The sequence below is a fragment of the Edwardsiella sp. A.80236 genome (assembly GCF_044540725.1).
Taxonomy (GTDB): domain Bacteria; phylum Pseudomonadota; class Gammaproteobacteria; order Enterobacterales; family Enterobacteriaceae; genus Edwardsiella; species Edwardsiella tarda.
Map to the genome: position 1 here is coordinate 1 of NZ_JBIUCY010000003.1, position 17,868 is coordinate 17,868.

14 protein-coding genes are annotated in these 17,868 nt (G+C 60.3%); 7 read left to right on the forward strand and 7 right to left on the reverse strand.

What is annotated here, in order from left to right; translation table 11 throughout:
- From ACEQFP_RS03985 to ACEQFP_RS04000, 4 genes are all read left to right on the forward strand, one after another.
- The coding region (locus tag ACEQFP_RS03985; protein WP_396463908.1) for a tail fiber protein at nt 1–967 on the forward strand (967 nt) is incomplete at its 5' end.
- Complete coding sequence (locus ACEQFP_RS03990; protein WP_370547487.1) at nt 968–1,585, forward strand: tail fiber assembly protein; 618 nt, start codon at nt 968–970, stop codon at nt 1,583–1,585. It begins immediately after the preceding gene.
- Nucleotides 1,586–2,436: 851 nt separating this feature from the next.
- Complete coding sequence (locus ACEQFP_RS03995; RefSeq protein WP_370547488.1) at nt 2,437–4,008, forward strand: EAL domain-containing protein; 1,572 nt, start codon at nt 2,437–2,439, stop codon at nt 4,006–4,008.
- Between the two features lie 127 nt (nt 4,009–4,135).
- On the forward strand, nt 4,136–4,582 hold the full coding sequence (locus ACEQFP_RS04000; protein ID WP_242431436.1) for a YcgJ family protein: 447 nt from the start codon (nt 4,136–4,138) through the stop codon (nt 4,580–4,582).
- 107 nt (nt 4,583–4,689) lie between these two features.
- On the opposite strand, the gene ACEQFP_RS04005 is transcribed toward ACEQFP_RS04000, so the two are convergent.
- The 5 genes from ACEQFP_RS04005 to ACEQFP_RS04025 form a co-directional block, all read right to left on the reverse strand.
- Complete coding sequence (locus ACEQFP_RS04005; protein WP_370547490.1) at nt 4,690–5,415, reverse strand: hypothetical protein; 726 nt, start codon at nt 5,413–5,415, stop codon at nt 4,690–4,692.
- 187 nt (nt 5,416–5,602) lie between these two features.
- Nucleotides 5,603–6,067, reverse strand: coding sequence for a NifB/NifX family molybdenum-iron cluster-binding protein (locus tag ACEQFP_RS04010; protein ID WP_005294255.1), 465 nt, complete (start codon nt 6,065–6,067; stop codon nt 5,603–5,605).
- 12 nt (nt 6,068–6,079) lie between these two features.
- Entirely contained in the window at nt 6,080–6,358 is a 279-nt protein-coding gene (locus ACEQFP_RS04015; RefSeq protein WP_005286287.1) for a DUF134 domain-containing protein, read from the reverse strand.
- Nucleotides 6,359–6,426: 68 nt separating this feature from the next.
- Nucleotides 6,427–7,053 carry a response regulator transcription factor gene (locus tag ACEQFP_RS04020; protein ID WP_005286281.1) on the reverse strand — a complete coding sequence of 209 codons (627 nt, stop codon included), beginning with the start codon at nt 7,051–7,053 and terminating at the stop codon, nt 6,427–6,429.
- On the reverse strand, nt 7,050–8,822 hold the full coding sequence (locus ACEQFP_RS04025; RefSeq protein WP_370547491.1) for a PhnD/SsuA/transferrin family substrate-binding protein: 1,773 nt from the start codon (nt 8,820–8,822) through the stop codon (nt 7,050–7,052). Before ACEQFP_RS04025 ends, ACEQFP_RS04020 begins: the two co-directional genes overlap by 4 nt.
- Nucleotides 8,823–9,013: 191 nt before the next feature.
- Between ACEQFP_RS04025 and dsrO the strand changes: the two genes are divergently transcribed.
- From dsrO to ACEQFP_RS04040, 3 genes are read left to right on the forward strand one after another with little or no spacing between them, the layout of a single operon-like run.
- Entirely contained in the window at nt 9,014–9,781 is a 768-nt protein-coding gene (gene dsrO / locus ACEQFP_RS04030; RefSeq protein WP_370547492.1) for a sulfate reduction electron transfer complex DsrMKJOP subunit DsrO, read from the forward strand.
- Complete coding sequence (nrfD, locus tag ACEQFP_RS04035; RefSeq protein ID WP_370547493.1) at nt 9,778–10,821, forward strand: NrfD/PsrC family molybdoenzyme membrane anchor subunit; 1,044 nt, start codon at nt 9,778–9,780, stop codon at nt 10,819–10,821. Before dsrO ends, nrfD begins: the two co-directional genes overlap by 4 nt.
- Before the next feature lies 1 nt (nt 10,822).
- Nucleotides 10,823–13,909 carry a tetrathionate reductase subunit A gene (locus ACEQFP_RS04040; protein WP_370547494.1) on the forward strand — a complete coding sequence of 1,029 codons (3,087 nt, stop codon included), beginning with the start codon at nt 10,823–10,825 and terminating at the stop codon, nt 13,907–13,909.
- A 34-nt stretch (nt 13,910–13,943) separates the two neighbouring features.
- On the opposite strand, the gene ACEQFP_RS04045 is transcribed toward ACEQFP_RS04040, so the two are convergent.
- A complete protein-coding gene (locus tag ACEQFP_RS04045; protein ID WP_370547495.1) occupies nt 13,944–16,583 on the reverse strand; it encodes an MlaD family protein in 2,640 nt (879 codons plus the stop codon).
- The gene (yebS, locus tag ACEQFP_RS04050) at nt 16,543–17,799 is read right to left on the reverse strand and encodes a membrane integrity lipid transport subunit YebS (protein WP_035596451.1); all 1,257 of its coding nucleotides are present in this window, start codon (nt 17,797–17,799) and stop codon (nt 16,543–16,545) included. Before yebS ends, ACEQFP_RS04045 begins: the two co-directional genes overlap by 41 nt.
- Nucleotides 17,800–17,868 lie beyond the last annotated feature (69 nt).

The window sequence follows — 17,868 nt, forward strand, 5'->3', positions numbered from 1 at the left end:
CACCTATGACAAGGCCGTCCAGGCCGCTAGTACCTACCTGGCCGGACAAGTTCGGCTTAACGACAGCATCAACAGCACCAGCACCACTCAGGCAGCGACGGCTAATGCGGTCAAACGCACCTATGACAAGGCCGTCCAGGCCGCTAGTACCTACCTGGCCGGACAAGTTCGGCTTAACGACAGCATCAACAGCATCAGCACCACTCAGGCAGCGACGGCTAATGCGGTCAAACGCACCTATGACGAGGCCACCCGCCGCGCTAGCACCAGCCAGGCTGGACGGGTGCAGCTCAACGACCGCACCGACAACTTCAGTACCACCGAGGCAGCGACGGCTAATGCGGTGAGACGCGCTTATGACATAGCCACCCGCCTCGCCAGTACCAGCCAGGCTGGCCGGGTGCAGCTTAACGACAATCTCAATAGCTATCAAACCAATCAAGCGGCGACACCCAATGCAATACGACGTGTGAATGAGCGTGTCGAGCAATTGGTCAGTCAAGCGTTGGACTCACTCCCTGTGGGAGTGCCAATTCCTTGGCCCTTGATATTTCCTCCCCGAGGGTGGGTAATCTGTGCTGGGCAGACTTTTTCGCTATCTGTTTATCCACAACTCGCAATGGTCTATCCCCTTGGGATTTTGCCCGACTTACGCGGGGAGTTTATTTGTGGCTATGACAATGACCGAGGCGTGGATCGATTCCGTGTTATTTTGACTCACCAAGCGGACGCTTTGCAAAACATTACTGGTAGTGTCACGGGAATATCTGAAACATTCTCTTATTCCGGCTCTGGTTCCGGGGCATTTCAACGGACATCGTCAGGTCCCGGGGCGGATGGCACTCCGAGATCTGTTGACTGGTCGAATGCGGGTACGCTGGATTTTAATGCTGCCCGTGTCGCACGAACGGCCGAGGAAACTCGCCCACGTAACGTCGCCTTTCTCTATATCGTGAGGGCTGCATAAATGGAATATCAACTTACACCATCTCAGGCTGAATTCACCAAAAAGCGGTTAGCTAAAACAGCTGGCTGGGTGCTGCTATACCATGCCAATGAAACTACTCGCGAATACTGCGGTGCCGACTATGACTATGTGATGGAAGGGGTCGGTATCCCCGCCTATAGCTACCTGGATGCCCCAACTCAACCGAAAGCTGGGTTCGCCTTGGTTCGCTCGCCGGATGGCCAGCGCTGGGAGGAGGTAGCCGACCACCGAGGCGAGGAGGTCTGGGACACCGAGACCCGCCAAAGCAGCACGATTCAGGAATTGGGAGAGATCCCACCACGCTTTACTACGTTGTCGCCCACTACCGCCTTTGATGTTTGGACGGGTGAGGCATGGGTAAAGGATAAGCAGGCCGAGCAACGCGCGCAGCTGGAGCAGGATCAACAGCACAAGGCACATCTGTTGGCGCTGGCCTCGCAGCGAATTCAGTTATTGACGGACAAACTCGAACTGAATGAGACGCAAGATAGCACTACGCTAAGTCAACGCCTGAATGACTGGCGAAGATACCGGTTACAAGTGGATGACATCATCCCGACGGGAGAGGCACTCATCTGGCCCGCGCCGCCTGAATAAGGGGGCGATGCGCGGCTGCTTGTACCATAACTCACACAACCGCCAGCAGGTGCGGACCTTCGGTAGCTCGCCTCCAGTATCTCTAACGCGCTTGCTCTGCCATGAAATCGCCCCCCACAGCAACACATATAACCTTAGATCATGCCCCCTGTTGTAACCGACAACAGTGGGGTAATGCTCGACAACACACGACAACGCACGACAACGCGTTGGAGTAGCTCATATCGAGGGGAGAGGTAGTTTCATCTGGTTACAAATAAACCGCTGCTCAGGGGGGAGAAATGAGGGCTACGCAGCGTCTTCTTCTGCCTATCATGCCCAGGAGGTGGTTGACGGGCTGTGCAGCTGAGGGGCGATACTCGGCCAAATGGACTATTATCACTTAATGGAATTTTTCAGAATATTCCTGTGTGTTCAAGATATTAGCCGGAAGGTGGCTAGTGTAGGATAGGGAGGAAGTGGGGATGCGCAGGCGATCGAAAAATCTGCAACTGATTGATTTTGAAGTGGATAAAAAAAGACCTGACACGATTCCTGTATCAGGTCTAGGGGAATGGCTCTTGTGGAGAGCCGTGCGCTAAAAGTTGGCATTATGCAGGCATGGATCGCCTTGCCTATTAATCGTAGTGCATCTGTGGCGTTTTGCCAGTGAGGCCCAGTCGGATGAGTTGGGGGAGGTAGCACGTCGGGTTAGGGGATCGACGATATCGGGAGGGTCGATGGCCGTCGGAGCCGATGGTGCCGTGGGGTCGTTTCGACAAAGTCGGTGAGATAAAGTCCCTAGAGTGAGGGCGGTTAATGGCGCTTTGCTATAATCGTCTAGGATCACGCAGAGGGGGTTGTTGTGTGGAATGTTCGCCACTGTTTCATCATACACATGCCATAAGTGGGGTAAGACTGGGAGCGATATGAGTCAGGAAAGGGTAAAAAAAGTTATTGCTAAAAAATTACTCATTGCGTTTGTCTCTGGATTCGGTGTATTCGTTATCTTGATGCTTTGCTTGCTTATTTTTTCGATTAAGGCGCTGTATAAAGACACAAATCTCAAGGTCGATTTCGCCCGCCAACATATCGATGGTATCCTGGGTCATGCCAAAACGGCGGCGCAATCGACCAGTCATTTGTTGGGACGCACTTGCTCTGAGTCGGTGATGAATGCGTTGATTCATCAAGTGACCTTAACGCCGAATGTCCGCTCCCTCGAGTTATTCTCAAAGGCGGGAGGTTACTGTACTTCATTGTATAAAGAGGTGTCGGGAGTCGAGCGTAAAAAAATAGAACAGGTCAATGGCCTCTATCTCTTGGCCGGGGATGCGGCGACCCCTTCGCTACCGGTGTTATTCTATAGCTATAAGACGGCGCAAGGCACGGTACTAGTGGGGGTGGATGGCTATTTCATCGCTAATACGCTACGTGTGATCAATACCTTTCCTCGCGTCTACTTTGGGGTGAGTGGTGAGATTTTATCGGCTGAGGGGCGAGTGACCCCTAAGTTTTCGCGGATGCCGCAGGGCTATCATGTTATCACCTCTGATTACGGCTACACGATAATTTATATTATTACCAAGCGCACCATATTAACCAACCTGATAGATAACTACTTGCTGGGGATATATTTAAGCCTACTGCTTGGGCTATTCGCCATGCTAGCGGTATTTCTACGTTTGAATCGACCCTTATCGATTACCGAGTTAATTCGCAACGGTATTAAAAATAACGAGTTTGTCCCTTATATTCAGCCGATCGTTGATCTGAAAACCAACAGCGTCACCGGCGGTGAAATTTTAATCCGCTGGCTCCGTCCAGGGATCGGCATGATTCCGCCGAATCAATTTATCCCGGCGGCAGAGGACTCTGGATTGATCGTGCCGATGACCCGGCAGTTGATCTTGGATACGCGGGAGGCATTACGTGGCAGAGTGTCGAAGCGGATACATATCGGTTTTAATATTAGCCAGAAATATCTTCAGCATCGGAGCATCGTCGCAGATTGTGACCATTTCTTACAGGCATTCGATACGCGCCAGTTAGAACTCACGCTAGAGTTGGTTGAACGCGATGAGATTGCCTCGAAGAGTGAGGTCAAGGAGAACTTCGAGCGCTTAAAGGGGTTGGGCGTGACCTTTGCCCTCGACGACTTCGGTACCGGTTATTCGACCTATTCTTATCTGCAAAAATTTCATGTCGATTATATTAAGATCGATAAGAGTTTTATTCAGATGATCGGCCTGGATGAAATCTCCAGCCATATTGTGAACAACGTTATCGAGTTGGCGGGGAGCCTACATTTAAAGATTATCGCCGAGGGGGTCGAGACGGAGCAGCAAGAAGCCTATCTGAAGGCGCACGATGTGCTGTACTTGCAGGGGTATCGTTATAGCCAGCCGATTCCCTTACAGGCGTTTATCCGGCGTTATCTCTAATCGGTACAGAGCGCAGTGTGTGGCTTGCTGTGCCCATTATCGCGGGCGGGGGGAGATACCCAGCCATGGCGACTGGCGCAGATGGCGTGTGATATCCACAAGTTGAGACATGATGATGAGGGTTAACGTGAGTAATGCAACGATGACGGTGAGCCGGGGTTTATTTATCGGCGTATTGTGGGCGCTATCGTCACTGACACAGGTGCATGCCGCCGATAAGACGGCGTTGCATTCACCGCAAGCGGGGGTTCTGTGTGATAGCTATATTTGCGCCGATGCGCAGGGTGTTTCGCGCACCTTGACGGAGCGTTATTTGGGGGCGCGTGTCGCGCAGCGGGTGTTCTCGCAGGGTGACTTCGACCGGACGGCGTTCACCTTCGCGAACGGTATTTTTTGCGATACTCACGAGCGTCTGTGCCGCGAAGATCGTTATTACGGTAGCGATGGTAAACACAGTGGAGCGATCTCGGCCCACTATACGGCGTTATTATTTCCGCCTGCCTCGGAGTCGCCACAGATCAAGGGATCCGCAGGTGATGCTAACGACGCTACGCCAGGCATAGCAGGAAAGTGACGCGCAGGCCCTATCTTGGGTCCGGCGTCACTCGCCGTGCGTCATGAATTGCATATCCGGCGAGGCGCTAAGAGGTGTCTCTCGGCGCCGTGCGTCATCGCCCTTCGTTAGCCTCCGGTGATGGCGGCGGCAGGAACCTCATAGCGTTCGTGGCCGCAGCGAATAAGAAACAGATCGTCCTGCTGCTGCCAGGTAAAGGTCATATCGCCATCGGCCTGGCTGAGATCGGCATTCAGCGGCTTGCCGTGCGCAAAGAACAGCGTGCGTTGGCGCTGGTCGGGCAAGGTAAGCGTCAGGGTGGCATCACCGTTAGCTTGACGCGTGACGCTGAACGGGCATTGCCCCATCGGCTGACCACTGTGCTGGGCGCAGGGTAGCGTGCCGCTGGCGCTGTGCTGCGACGTGGGGCGGCTGGCCGAGGTGCCCTGGATACGGATCGTCAGCGTGAAAGGATGGGCTGTCGAGGAGTCTTTGGCGGCCCCCATCTGGTAAAGGCGCACCGTATATTGCCCCTTGGTCGGCAAGATCCCCTGGTAGTGATCACCCTCGATCGAACCATTGAATAGTGCTTCGCCGTGATTACCTGGGGCTAACAGGTTGAAATAGGTGGAGCGTTTCCCATTGAGCGTCACACTCATCTGCTGTCCTTGCGCGGCGACTAAGGTGTAGTCGAGGGTGTCATTCCCCTGGATACTGCCATGGAGGGTTGTTCCTGATTGCCCTTTGGGAAACTGTACCGTATGACGGATGATGCCGTCGTCCGCCGCCGCATAGGCGGGAGCGAGGGTGGCGCAGCTCAGGAGTGCCAGCGCGATACATGAGTAGCGTTTCATGGGGGACCTCTTGGTGGCGAAAGAATAGCGTAGGCCAGAGTCTGTAAGGATAGTATCGCGAGTGGTGAATACGCGAATCATCACGGATGATTATTGTTACCCATTGTGAATGGATCGTGGCGGCGGAGTATGGAGCGCAACGCGGAGCCGAGGGGGGCCCGCGCGTTGAGCGTGGGCCGACGCTGGGCTACCCTTGACGGCAGCGAATGATGTGGGGGACGCCGCTTGGACGCGGTTGCAAGCGCGTAGGCGTCGTCACCTGCTTCGCACTCCCCCCACAACCACAGGCGTGGCCGGCGTGGTGCGGTTTACGCGGGGGGCGCGCCTGGCTCGCATCGGTCAGTTGGGCGAGGTTACACTCCTCTTGGCAATAGTCCGCCTGCCATTCACCGCCGTGCGCCAGGCGGATCTCGATCCCCAGCGCGAGCAGGCGTTGGGCCATGTGCTGGCCGACATTACGCACCACCAGGCGGCGGATCTGCCCTTGGCGCAGTAGCGCCAGTAGCTGTTTCTTTCCTGAACATTGTTCGCTGGCGGCGGGATTCGCGTAGCGAGCGACCTCCTCCCCGTTGGCGTTGAAAAAGGCCAGTTGTGGCGCACGGGCCAGGTGGCCGGCGATGCGTGCGCCGTGCATCGGTATTGCGGTTAACATCGTGAACCTTCCTTATGACTCATCAATCATCAGTGCCTTGCCATTACTGAGGCAGTCCAACAGCTTAAAGCGTGCCCGTTTGAGGATGTTAGCCAGCGTCTGGCGCGATACCCCCATCTCGGCGGCGGCCTGTTGCTGTTGCAATCCCTCACGGTCGACCAGACGCAGGGCCTCAAACTCGTCGCGCGCCAGCATCACCTGTTCGAGTTGCGGCAAGGGAATGCCGTTGGGCTTGAAGCAACGGTGCTGCGGATGACTACAGATGCGGCGTGGGATCTTGGGTCTGGGCATGGCGGCTCCTAAATGGCATATGCAATATATACACCTTGTAAATAGCATATGCAATATTGATTGTTGGGTTAACGTTCGCGATGGTCATCATCGTCGTGCGCTGTCTGTAGCGTGTCGCGTTGGCTGAGGAAGGCGAGCAGCGAGGCGCTTTCCAGCTTGCGGCTGATGTTGGCGCGATGCACCTCCACCGTACGCAGCGAAACATGTAGCCGTTCGGCGACGGCCTGATTCTTTAATCCTTGGCAGAGTAGATCGAAGGTCTGCCGTTCACGTGCCGTTAGCCGGGCAAGGCGTTGACGATGTTGTTGCTCACACAGGCGTTGGCGCGAGACGAGCCAGGCGGCCTCGATGGCGGCCAATAGGCTACGGCTTTCCACCGGTTTCTCCAGGAAGTGGCAGGCGCCGCGTTGCAGCGCCTCGACGGCCTGTGGCACATCGCCGTGCCCGGTGAGGAAGATCACGCCCAGCACGCTCTCGCGTGCCAATAGGGCTTGGTGAACTTGCATCCCAGAGAGCCCAGGCATACGGAGATCCAGGATGACGCAGCCGGGCTGACTGGCGTCCACCGCGGCCAGGAAACGTTCGCCATCGGTGAAGGCGTTCACCGTCATACCATATCCTTCCAGGATAAATCCGAGCGAGTCGCGCACCGATGCGTCGTCATCGACGATATGGATCGAGATCGGGATGGTCATGTCACCTCCTTGCTGGGGTAGGGAAGGGTCAGCGTCGCCTGGCAGCCGCCCTCGGGACGGTTTTCTAGCGTCAGGGTGCCCGCGAGCGCCTCGGTGACTTGTTGGCAGATGGAGAGGCCGAGGCCGAGTCCGTCGGGCTTGGTGGTAAAGAAGGCCTGTTGCACGCACTGGCTCTCTTGGGGCAGGCCGGGACCATTGTCGGCGATGATGACTTGGTAGGCGTCTGCCAGGTAGTGCTGGCTCAGGGTGATGTGGCGCGGTTCAGGTTGGCTCGCCAGCGCCTCGATGGCGTTTTTTAACAGATTAAGTAGCAGTTGCTGTAGGCCGATGGCGTCGTAGCGGTCGTAACGTGGAACGCCGTCTAAGCGGCGCGTCAAGACGATGGCGTGGCGGCGGAACTCATACGCGAGCAGCGCCAGGGTATCGTCCATCACGTTATGTGGCGCCAGCTCGACGTCAGGTTGTGGGGCGCGGCGGATCAGGCGGCGTAGCCGCTTGACGATGGCATCGGCCCGTGTGACCTGTTGACTGATGTGTCCCAAGGCGGGGATTAGGGTGGTGATCTCGGCCTGGCGGTGCGCGCGATGTAGGCAGCCGTCGGCATAATTTTTGATCGCCTCCAGCGGTTGATTGAGCTCATGAGCCAGGCTGGTGCCCAATTCACCGACGATGGCGACGCGTTGCGCATGCTCCAGCGCCAGGCGTTTGCGATTCAGATCGGCCTCGGCATCAAGCAGGCGACGCTGGGTGCGTTGAAAACGCCACTCCAGCCACAGGTGATACAGCGTCAACAGTAGCAGCATACCTAATGCGCCCCAGAGCCAGGCTTGGTTTTCTTGCAGCCAGCGTAGGACTTGTAGGGTCAGGCTGACCGGGAGCGTCTCCTCCAACTGGCGGTAGAACTGTTCGATGCTGTAGCTACTCTCCGGCGCGCTCCAACCGAGCGAAGAGGCGGCGCGGGCCGCCGGATGCGTTTCCGGTAATGCCAACAGGGCGGCGGCCACCTGTTTGGCTAGCGCCGCGCTGGCGCGGTCGGTTCGGGCGAAGGACCAGTTGGGATAGAGCTGCGTCGAGCTTTGGCACTGGAAGTCGGCCGGGGCGATATTGTCGATCACCCGAAAGTCCTGGGCGTCGATCAGCCCCTCGCTGGCCATGGTTTCCAACTGACAGACCGGGACGATGACCGCGTCGGTTTCCCCATCGCGCAGGCGATAGATCAAGGCATCCAGCGGAAAGCCGGCAAAGCGAGTTTGAGCGAAGAAGTGGCGGTAGTCGTAGCCCTCGCGCGCCAGACGATACAGCAGCGTCTGGTATCCACCGAACGCTTGGGGGGCGACGGCGCTGATGCGCTTGCCGCGCAGATCGGCCAGATGGTGCAGCGTGCTCGCGCGCCGCACGATTAACGCAGATCCGATGACGTTGTTATTCCCTGGGCGTAGCGGGCTCTTGAGGGTCGCCAGCCAGGAGAGCGGCGCATGACGCCCCAGCGTGACGGCTTGCCCGGGGTTGGTGATGACAAAGTCGAGTCGGCGTTGGCGCACGGCACTATCTAAGGCGCTGATATCGTAGGGTTGCAGCTGAAAATGATAGGCCGGCAAGCGTTGATTGAGCCAACCGATCAGCGGTTGCCATTGGCTGTTCGCCATCTGGGTGCCACGCGTCGCCAGTACGCCGATGGTGACCGGTTGCGGCGAGGGCGGTGTCGCCCGAGCGGGCGCCAGGCAAACGAGGAGCGATAACAGCCAGCAGAGGCGTAACAGCACATTCATCGGAGATCGGATTCGTATTTTTGCGAGATGGTTAATTTTGATATAGGTCAGCAATCGATCGCTATTGTGGTTTTCCACAATAGGAAGGCCTTTTCTCTCCTGCACATAATAAATCACGCCAATCAATAAGCGAATCAAGAAAGGCGGATCTGTGATGTTACAGACAGCGCCATCGACGTGGGAGGAGAGTGATGCGGGAGCAGGATAACGAACAACAGCAACGGCGCCGACTGTTGCTGGGTATCGGCAGCCTAAGCGCCGGCCTGGCGCTATTGCCCTGGCAGGCGCAGGGCACGGCGTCAAGCCAGGAGGCGGGGGCGCGGCAAGGGCGCCAGACTCCGCGCTGGGCGATGCTGATCGATTTGCGTAAGTGTGTCGGCTGCCAGGCCTGCACGGTGGCCTGTTGTATGGAGAACCTGCCGCCCATCGGTCAGTTTCGTACCACGGTCAAGCAGTATGAGGTGAGTGGCGCCGCCGCCCATGGGGTCAGCCAAATGTTTACCTTGCCGCGCCTGTGTAATCACTGCGAGGCGCCGCCCTGCATACCGGTCTGCCCGGTACAGGCCACCTATCAACGTGAAGACGGCATCGTCATGGTCGATAACACGCGTTGTGTCGGTTGCGCCTATTGCGTGCAGGCTTGTCCCTACGATGCCCGCTTTATTAACCACGAGACCCTGACGGCAGATAAATGCACCTTCTGCGCCCATCGTCTGGAGGCCGGGTTATTACCCGCCTGTGTCGATTCTTGTGTCGGCGGGGCACGCATCATCGGCGATCTGCACGATCCGCAGAGTACGCTCAGCCGTTTATTGGCTGCCCACTCGGGCGAAATTTATCAACTGAAGCCGGAGCAACACACCGAGCCGCGCGTGTTCTATCTGGGGTTGGACTCGGCCTTCGTCAGCCAGGTCGGTGGTCAGCCCGCGCTGTATGGCGATGAGGAGCAACACCCATGATTAGTGAGATCTTGGTTACGCCCCAGGCGGTAGCCTGGTTGCCCTGGGCGGTACAGTACTTCTTCTACATCGGGAGTGCCTATGGCGCGGCGTTGTTGTTGTGGTTAGCCTTGCGTGGTGGCGATCGTTACAGTGTCACGCTCGTACATAGTCTGGCGCTGGTGTTGCTGATCTCGGCCATTGTCGGCCCGTTGGCGCTCACCGCCGATCTGCATCAGCCGGGACGGGCCTGGCATTTCTTCGCTTACTTGACCCCCGGCTCTTGGATGTCACGTGGTGCGTTGTTGCTGCCGATCTTTTCGGCGCTGGCGGTCGTGACGGCCTGGCTCTGTCTGCGTCCCGCGCTCTTAACGACGACGGTGCGCGGTGCGCGCTTCTGGCGGCGCTTGGCGTTGGGCCAGTGGCAGATCTCACCGACCGCGTTGCGTCGCTGCGCCCTGCTGACATTACTCTCCGGGGCCAGCATCGCGTTGTATACCGGTAGCGAGGTGTGGGTCTTGGCCGCGCGTCCGCTGTGGCATCAGTGGATGCTGCCGTGGCTATGGCTGTGTAGCGCGCCGCTGGCCAGCGTGGGGTTAGGGCTGCTGATCGCCGGTTTGTTGGGACAGCGCCTGACGGCGGGGGATGGGCGTCTGCTACGGCTGACCTTGTGGATCAGTGCCCTGAGTAGCCTGATCCTGCTCGCGCTGTGGCTCTATTGGCCGCTGGCGTCGGTGACCCAAGTTGGTCGCCACTTTATGCGCCTCCAGGCCTGGCCCACGCTGAGTTTACTGGCGATGACCCTGTTGGCGGCGACGTGGCTATTACGCTTACGCTGGCTACTGGCGATCCTGACCCTGGCGTCGGCGGCGGCCTTGCGCTGGTTGACGCTGATCGATGTGCAACGGGTGGCGCGTTATGACGCCGGGATTTATCCCTACAGCGTCCCCGCCGGCAGTGAAGGTTGGCTCGGTATCGCCGCGATGGCAGGACTGTGGATCTGTTTGGCGGCGCTATTGACGGAATTGATTGAGACGCGCAGTGACGCGGCGGAGCGATAACATGGACAAACGTAGACGACAGCTATTGAAACTCGGCTTGGCCGCCGGTGGGGGCGCGGTATTCGCGGCAGGCTACGCCGCGACGGCGCGTCATATGGCGCGCGAGGTCACGCAAGGGACGGCGGGCGAACCGACGCGCAGTGCCCAGTTTGGCAATGCATTGCAACCGGAGATGCGCATCGATGCCGACGGCCGTTTGCAGGTCAATCCTCAGCAGCGCCTCGCCAATGGGATGTGCTTTGGTTGCTGGACCCTGTGCGGGATACGTATGCGCATCGACAATCGCAGTGAGCGTATCCTGCGCATCGCCGGTAACCCGTATCATCCGCTCTCTCAGCAGCAACAATTGCCCTATGCGACGCCGCTGGCGGAGGCCTGGCGTTCGTTGGCGGGCGAGGCGGGACTGGCGGGCCGTTCGACCGCCTGCGCGCGCGGTAACGCCATGTTGGAGATCCGCGAGAGCCCCTACCGCATCACGCAGCCGATGAAGCGTGTCGGCAAGCGCGGTGAGGGGCGGTGGCAGACGATTAGTTACGAACAGCTATTGCATGAGATCTGTGAGGGCGGCGATCTGTTTGGCGAAGGGCCGGTCGAGGGACTGCGCGCGCTGCGCGATCTACAGACGCCGTTAGATCCGGCGCACCCTGAGTTCGGTCCGCGTGCCAACCAGTTACTGGTGACCAACGCCGGCGACGAGGGGCGCGATCACATCATCAAGCGTTTTGCCATGAACAGTTTCGGCTCGCGTAACTTTGGTCATCATGGATCGTATTGTGGCTACGCGTTTCGCGCGGGCTCCGGCGCGCTGATGCAGGATCTGGAAAAGAACGCGCACATGAAGCCGGATCTGGAGGCGGTGGAGTTCGTGCTGTATATCGGTAGCTCGCCGGCCCAATCCGGTAACCCCTTTAAACGCCAGGCGCGCCAGTTGGCGGCGGCGCGGAGTCAACCCGGATTCAGCTATGTGGTGGTTGCGCCGTCGCAGCCGTTGAGTACCAGCCTGGCGGCGGGCGCCAACAACCGCTGGATCCCGATCCGTCCGGGGAGCGATGCGGCGCTGGCGTTGGCGATGATCCGCTGGATCATTGAGCAGCAGCGTTATAACGCCGACTACCTCAGCCAACCGAGCGAGGCGGCGATGCAGCAGGCCGGTCAGGCGCACTGGTGTAACGCCACCCATTTGGTGATCTGTCAGCCGGGTCATCCACGCGAAGGGCAGTTCCTGACGCGGGCCGATCTGGCGGAGACGCCGAGTGATGCGCTCTCCACTGGGGCGTTGGTGTTGGCCGCCGCCGATGGGGCGTTGGCGGATGCTGACATCGCCGCCCCCGCCCGTCTGTGGGTGGATAGTGAGCTGACGGGGGCGCAGGGGCCGATCCGGGTCAAGAGTGCCTTGACCTGCCTGCGCGACGAGGCGCAGAAGCTGACGTTGGCGCAATACAGCGCGATCTGTGGCGTCCCCGAGGCGGAGATCGTCGCCTTGGCGCGGCAGTTGACGTCCCACGGCACCCGCGCGGCGGTCGATACGCACGGGGGCACCATGCATGCCAACGGCTTCTATACCGCCTACGCCATCCTGATGTTGAATGTGATGATCGGGAATATCAATCTGAAAGGGGGGATGATGGCCAAGCCGCCGGCTTATCCCGCCTTCGGCAAGGGGCCGTGCTATAACTTCGACGCCTTCCCGGGGAAGGTGAAACCTCGCGGCCTGATGTTATCACGCAGCAAGGCGTCGTATGAGCAAAGCCGTGAGTACCAAGAGAAGGTGGCGGCGGGACAGTCACCCTATCCGGCGCGTGCGCCCTGGTATCCGCTCTCCTCGCCGTTGTTGACGGAGCAGTTGAGTGCGGCCTTGGCAGGATACCCCTACCGTTTGAAGGCGTGGATCAATCACCTGGCGAACCCATTGTATGGCGTACCGGGACTGCGAGCCCTGTTGGAGTCGCGCCTGCGCGATCCGGCGCAGTTGCCGCTGATCGTGGCGGTAGATGCCTTCCTTAACGAGACGACCGCCTTGGCCGACTATTTGGTGCCGGATACGGTGACCTATGAGAGCTGGGGGATCGCCGGGATTTGGCAAGGGGTGCCGACGCGTGCCGCCACGGCTCGCTGGCCGGCGGTAACGCCGCTGAGTGCGAAGACGGCGGATGGCCGCCCACTCTGCTTGGAGAATTTTTTGATCGATGTGGCGAAGCGCCTCTCCTTGCCCGGTTTCGGTCCGCGGGCGCAACAGAATGCGCAGGGGGAGTGGCTAGCGATCGACAGTGGCGATCAGTACTACTTGCGTGCCGTCGCTAACTTGGCCTTTGTGGAGACGGCGGTCGCGCCGGCGACGGCGGAGGATATGGCGCTGAGTGGGGTCGATCGTCTGTTGCCGACGTTGCAGGCGACGCTGCCGGCGCAGGAGATCGGGCCGGTCGCCAGCGTACTGGCGCGTGGTGGCCGTTTCGAAGACGCCGATCGCCGCTACCAGGGCGAGTGGATGACGCATCGTTATCGTCGCCCGTTCGCGGTGTGGAATGCGCAACTGGCGGCGGCGCGTAATAGCATGACCGGGGAACGGTATTGCGGCTGTCCGACCTGGATGGCACCGCGTCTGGCCGACGGTACGCCGTTGCGTGAGCGCTGGCCGCAAGATCAGTGGCCGTTCGAGCTGACCAGCTACAAGTCTAACATTCACAGTGCGCTATCGGCGCTATCGCCGCGCCTGTGTAGCGTGAAGCGTGATAACCCGCTCTACCTCCATCCGCAGGATGGCGCTCGCTGGGGGATCGCCAACGGTGATTGGGTCGAGGTGACGACGCCCGGCGGCACGTTACGCGCACGCGCCATGTTGCTGGAGAGCGCGATGCCGGGGGTGATCGCCATCGAGCATGGCTATGGGCATTGGGAGCTGGGTGCCCGATCGCACATCATCGACGGGGTGGCGCAACCCGAACCCGCCGCGCGTCTGGCGGGGGTTAGCCTGAACCAACTGGGCCTGGTCGATCCGACACGCCAGAGTCCGGGGGTGGTGCTCGATTGGGTGGTCGGTGCCGCCGCGCGTCAGGGGTTGCCGGCGCGCATTCGCCGAGTGACGGCCTAAGCGCGCCCCGCCATCATTAGGCGGGGCGTGGCCCTCAGCGTAGCGGGATGGCGGTGCCCCAATCTTGCCAACCGCTTGGCGGTACATCGTGGAGCAAGAAGTGCGTCCCCGCCGCCGCCGAGGGCGCTAACGGTGTGCTGGGCGGGGTGGCGAAGGCGATGCCGCCTCGGATGAACTGTTGGAAGGTCCCGCTTTTCACTACTCCGCCTGTCAGGCCAAACGCCAGGCTGTAGCCGGAGGCTTGCCAGAAGACGCTATTGCTACGCACCAGGCGTTGGTATTCACGCCCGATGCGTAGCGCCACCTGCACGCGATCGCCCAGGCTGCCGAGCGTCAAGCCGGTGACGGTGCCCACCTCTATCCCGCGGTATAGGACCGGCGTACCAACCTGCAATGCGCCGGCATCCGGCGTATCCACCACGATCTGGATCCCATCGAGATAACGTGCGTCGCTCAGGGTGGCCTCTTGCAGCGTGAAGTGACGCGTCGCCTTGCCAGCGCCCGGTTCCAGGTTGATATAGGGCTGTAGCAGCGCTTCCAGATTGTTGACGCCCGCCGCCGAGATGCGTGGCGTGACCAGCGAGAAGCGCGTGCCGCTGCGGGCGAAGGCGTCGACATACTCGGGATAAAGCACCGCCTGCGCCAGGACTTGGCGGCGATCGGCGCTCAGGCCGAGGGAGGCCAACTGGCCGATGTCGAGGCCGAGATAGCGGATCGGCATGCCGGGCGCCAGACGGGCGCCGTCATAGGTGGAGAGGGTGATATGCCCGCCGACGGCGCGGGCGGCGCTCTCGTTAGCATAGAGTGGACGCGGCGCGCCACGCGCAGTCTGTACCCCGCTCAGGTTATCGAGACTGATGGCCCCTTTCAGGGCGCGCGCTAGGGGCGCGGCCTGCACCGTCAACCCCGCCCCGTTGAGCTGGACCTTGGCGCCGCCCTCGGCCCAGAAGACGCTCTCGTTGCCCACCAGGTGGCGATAGGCGGGTTGAATATACAGGGCGATCTCGAAGCCGTCGCGCCGCGGCGTGATGGTGGCGATTTCGCCGATACGGAACTTGCGGTAGAGCACCGGCGAACCGGGCTGAACGTCGGGCAGCGTCGCGGCTTGCAGGGTGAGGGTGGTGGGCGGTTGATCGCCACGGATGCCGTCCCGGGCCGCCTCGGCGTCGCGGTATAACGGGTAGTGGCTGCGTACGGCACCCTGCGTCCCGGGTAGAATAGTGACGCCGCCCTCTAGCCACTCTTGAGGGGCGGCACCGGTCAGCGCCACGCCATCGAGTCCGACGCGCACGGCGAGGCGACTGTTGACCACGAAGCGGCTGTCGCCGTGGATGGCGGTGCGGTAAGGGGCGGCGATGAGGGCCGTGAAGCGCACGCCATCATCCTGCAACTCGCGTCCGCTGATTTGACCGACACGGATGCCCTTTAGGCGCACCGGTTGGCCGACCTCGATACCATAGCTTTGATCGGCGTCGAGCGTCAGCTGCAGGGCACCCGCCTCCTGAGTTAAGGCTTGATCTGCGGGCAGTACCTGAAAGTCTCGGCGCGCAGTACCGCTACCGGGGTGTAACTCGAGTACGCTGCCGCTCACCAGTTGACTCAGATTGAGTTGGTTGAGGTTGAGGCGTGGCGCGCTGAGGGTGATACGGCTCTCGTCGCGTAACAGATCGACGATGCTGGGATCGACGGCCAGCGTCCCATCGACATGGCCATCCGCCGTCAGGGTGAGCGTTGTGAGCAACCCGACCTGAATCCCTTGATACATCAATGGGGTACGCTTAGCTTGCAGCCCCTCGCCGCTCGGCAGCGTCAGATGAACCGTGACGCCGCGCTGGCTACTGGCGAGATCGGGATAGAGGGTGAAGCGGCTGCCAGCCTGTGCCGCTGGCGTCTGCGGCGGGGAGTCGAAGGCGATGGCGCCGTTGACCAGGGCCGTTAGCCCATCGACCTGCAGCGAGATGCCCGACAGACTGACGTCGCCACGAATGCCGGAGACATTCCAGAAGCGACTGTTCTCCTTGACCAAGGAGGCGAAGCGCGGCTCGATGAGCACGTCGATGCGCACCCCCTGTTGCTGCTCGGCGATGGCATAGTTGTAGACTCGCCCGACGGGGATCTTCCGATAATAGAGGGGGGAGCCAATACTGAGGGAGCCGAGATCGGCGGCATTCAGGTGTAATAGCAGCTCGTCGCCGCTCGGTTGTCGGGTCGGTGGCTCCGCCAGGGCGGTGAAGTGTTTCTGTGGGGCGCCATCGCCCGGTAACATGGCGATGTAGTTGCCGCCGACTAACGCATCCAGCCCAGAGACGCCTGCCAGCGAGACTTGGGGATTGACCAGCCAGAACTGGGTTCCCTGGCGCAGGGTATGTTGCATACTGCGCTGGATGTTGAGTGTGACCTCGACGGCGCGCAGGTCGGGGGTGACGCTGACCTTGCTCACCGTGCCGACCTCGACGCCCTGGAAGCGTACCGGCGTGCGCCCGGCCACTAAACCGGGGGCGGTGTGGAAGCTGACCACCACCGTCTCGCCGCGCGCCTGTAGGGCGCTGTAGCCCATCCAGCCGGCGATCAGCAGGGCGACGAAGGGCAGCAGCCAGAAAGGGGATAGGCGGCGCTTATGGCGGATCAGGGCATTATTCTGCGTATTCGCGCGCGTTGGCGTCGTTGGTTGCATAGGCGTCCCATATCAGTCGACTGTCCAGCCACTCCACGGCCAGAATGGTAAGAAAGACCGCCGCGCCGAAGTAGAGCGCCGCGGGTCCCATGGTAAACGAGAGCAACTGATCACGATCGATCAGCGACATCATCAGTGCGATGACGAACAGATCCAGCATCGACCAGCGGCCGATCCAGGTGACTAGCCGCAGTAGGCGCATGCGAACCACCAGGTGGTGAACCTGACGAAACTGAATCCCTAATAATAGGAATAACAATACCGCCACCTTGACGAAGGGAACGACGATACTGGCGATAAACACGATGGCGGCGATCGGCAGGTTGCCACTCTGTGCCAGGCTAGCGACGCCGGAGAGGATGGTGTCCTCGATGCGTGTGCCATTGACGTAGAGGATGGAGATCGGCAACAGGTTGGCGGGCAGTAGCATCACCATGGCGGCCAGCAGGGCGGCCCAGCTTTTTTGCAGGCTATGGGGGCGGCGTAGATGCAGCGGATGGTGGCAGCGTTGGCAACATCCCTGGGCATTGGGCGGCGCGCTGTGTTGGCAGACGTCACAGAGCAGCAGGGCCTCATCGGGCGCGTGGCAGTGTGGCTGGGGATAGCAGCGGCGCCACAGTTGTTCCATGTTGAGGTGGATCAGCATCAGCAATAACAGCAGGGTGGCGACGATGTAGGCCAGGAGCGCCGGGCCGGGGGCGATGGCGGCGTACTCGCGCACCTTAATGCAGGCGACGGCCAGCCCCACCAGATAGATATCGAGCATGATCCACGCGCGCACCCGAGTGAGTAATCGTAACAGGGGACGTCGGTTATAGCGCCAGCGCTGGCCGAGATGCAGGGCCAGCAGGGTTAGCGGAAGCAGGAGCGGGGTGATCACGACGCACCAGGCGACCATGGCGGCCGTCAGCCGATCCCCCTGGCTCGCCATCTGAACGATACCTTGCCACAGACTACTCTGGACGCCGACACCTAATAATCGAATCTGTAATAGCGGTTCGAACAGCGCCAAAGGCAGCAGGATCAGGAGGGTGAGGGAGAGGGCGCTGAGGCGGGTCAATGACCAGTCTCGTCCCTCATACAGTCGCGCCTGACAGCGTGGGCAGAAGGCCGACTGGTCGGCGGCGACGGGGGGGAGATGGCACAGCGCATCGCATTGCGGGCAGCGTAGCCGCCGCGGCGTTGCCGTTGTGGGGTGTTGCCTGAGGGCATTCATTGCCCGGACGCCGACGCGATATGGGGATGGCGGAGAAATGAGCAGCGCATCTATCGTCCCTTGGTTGAC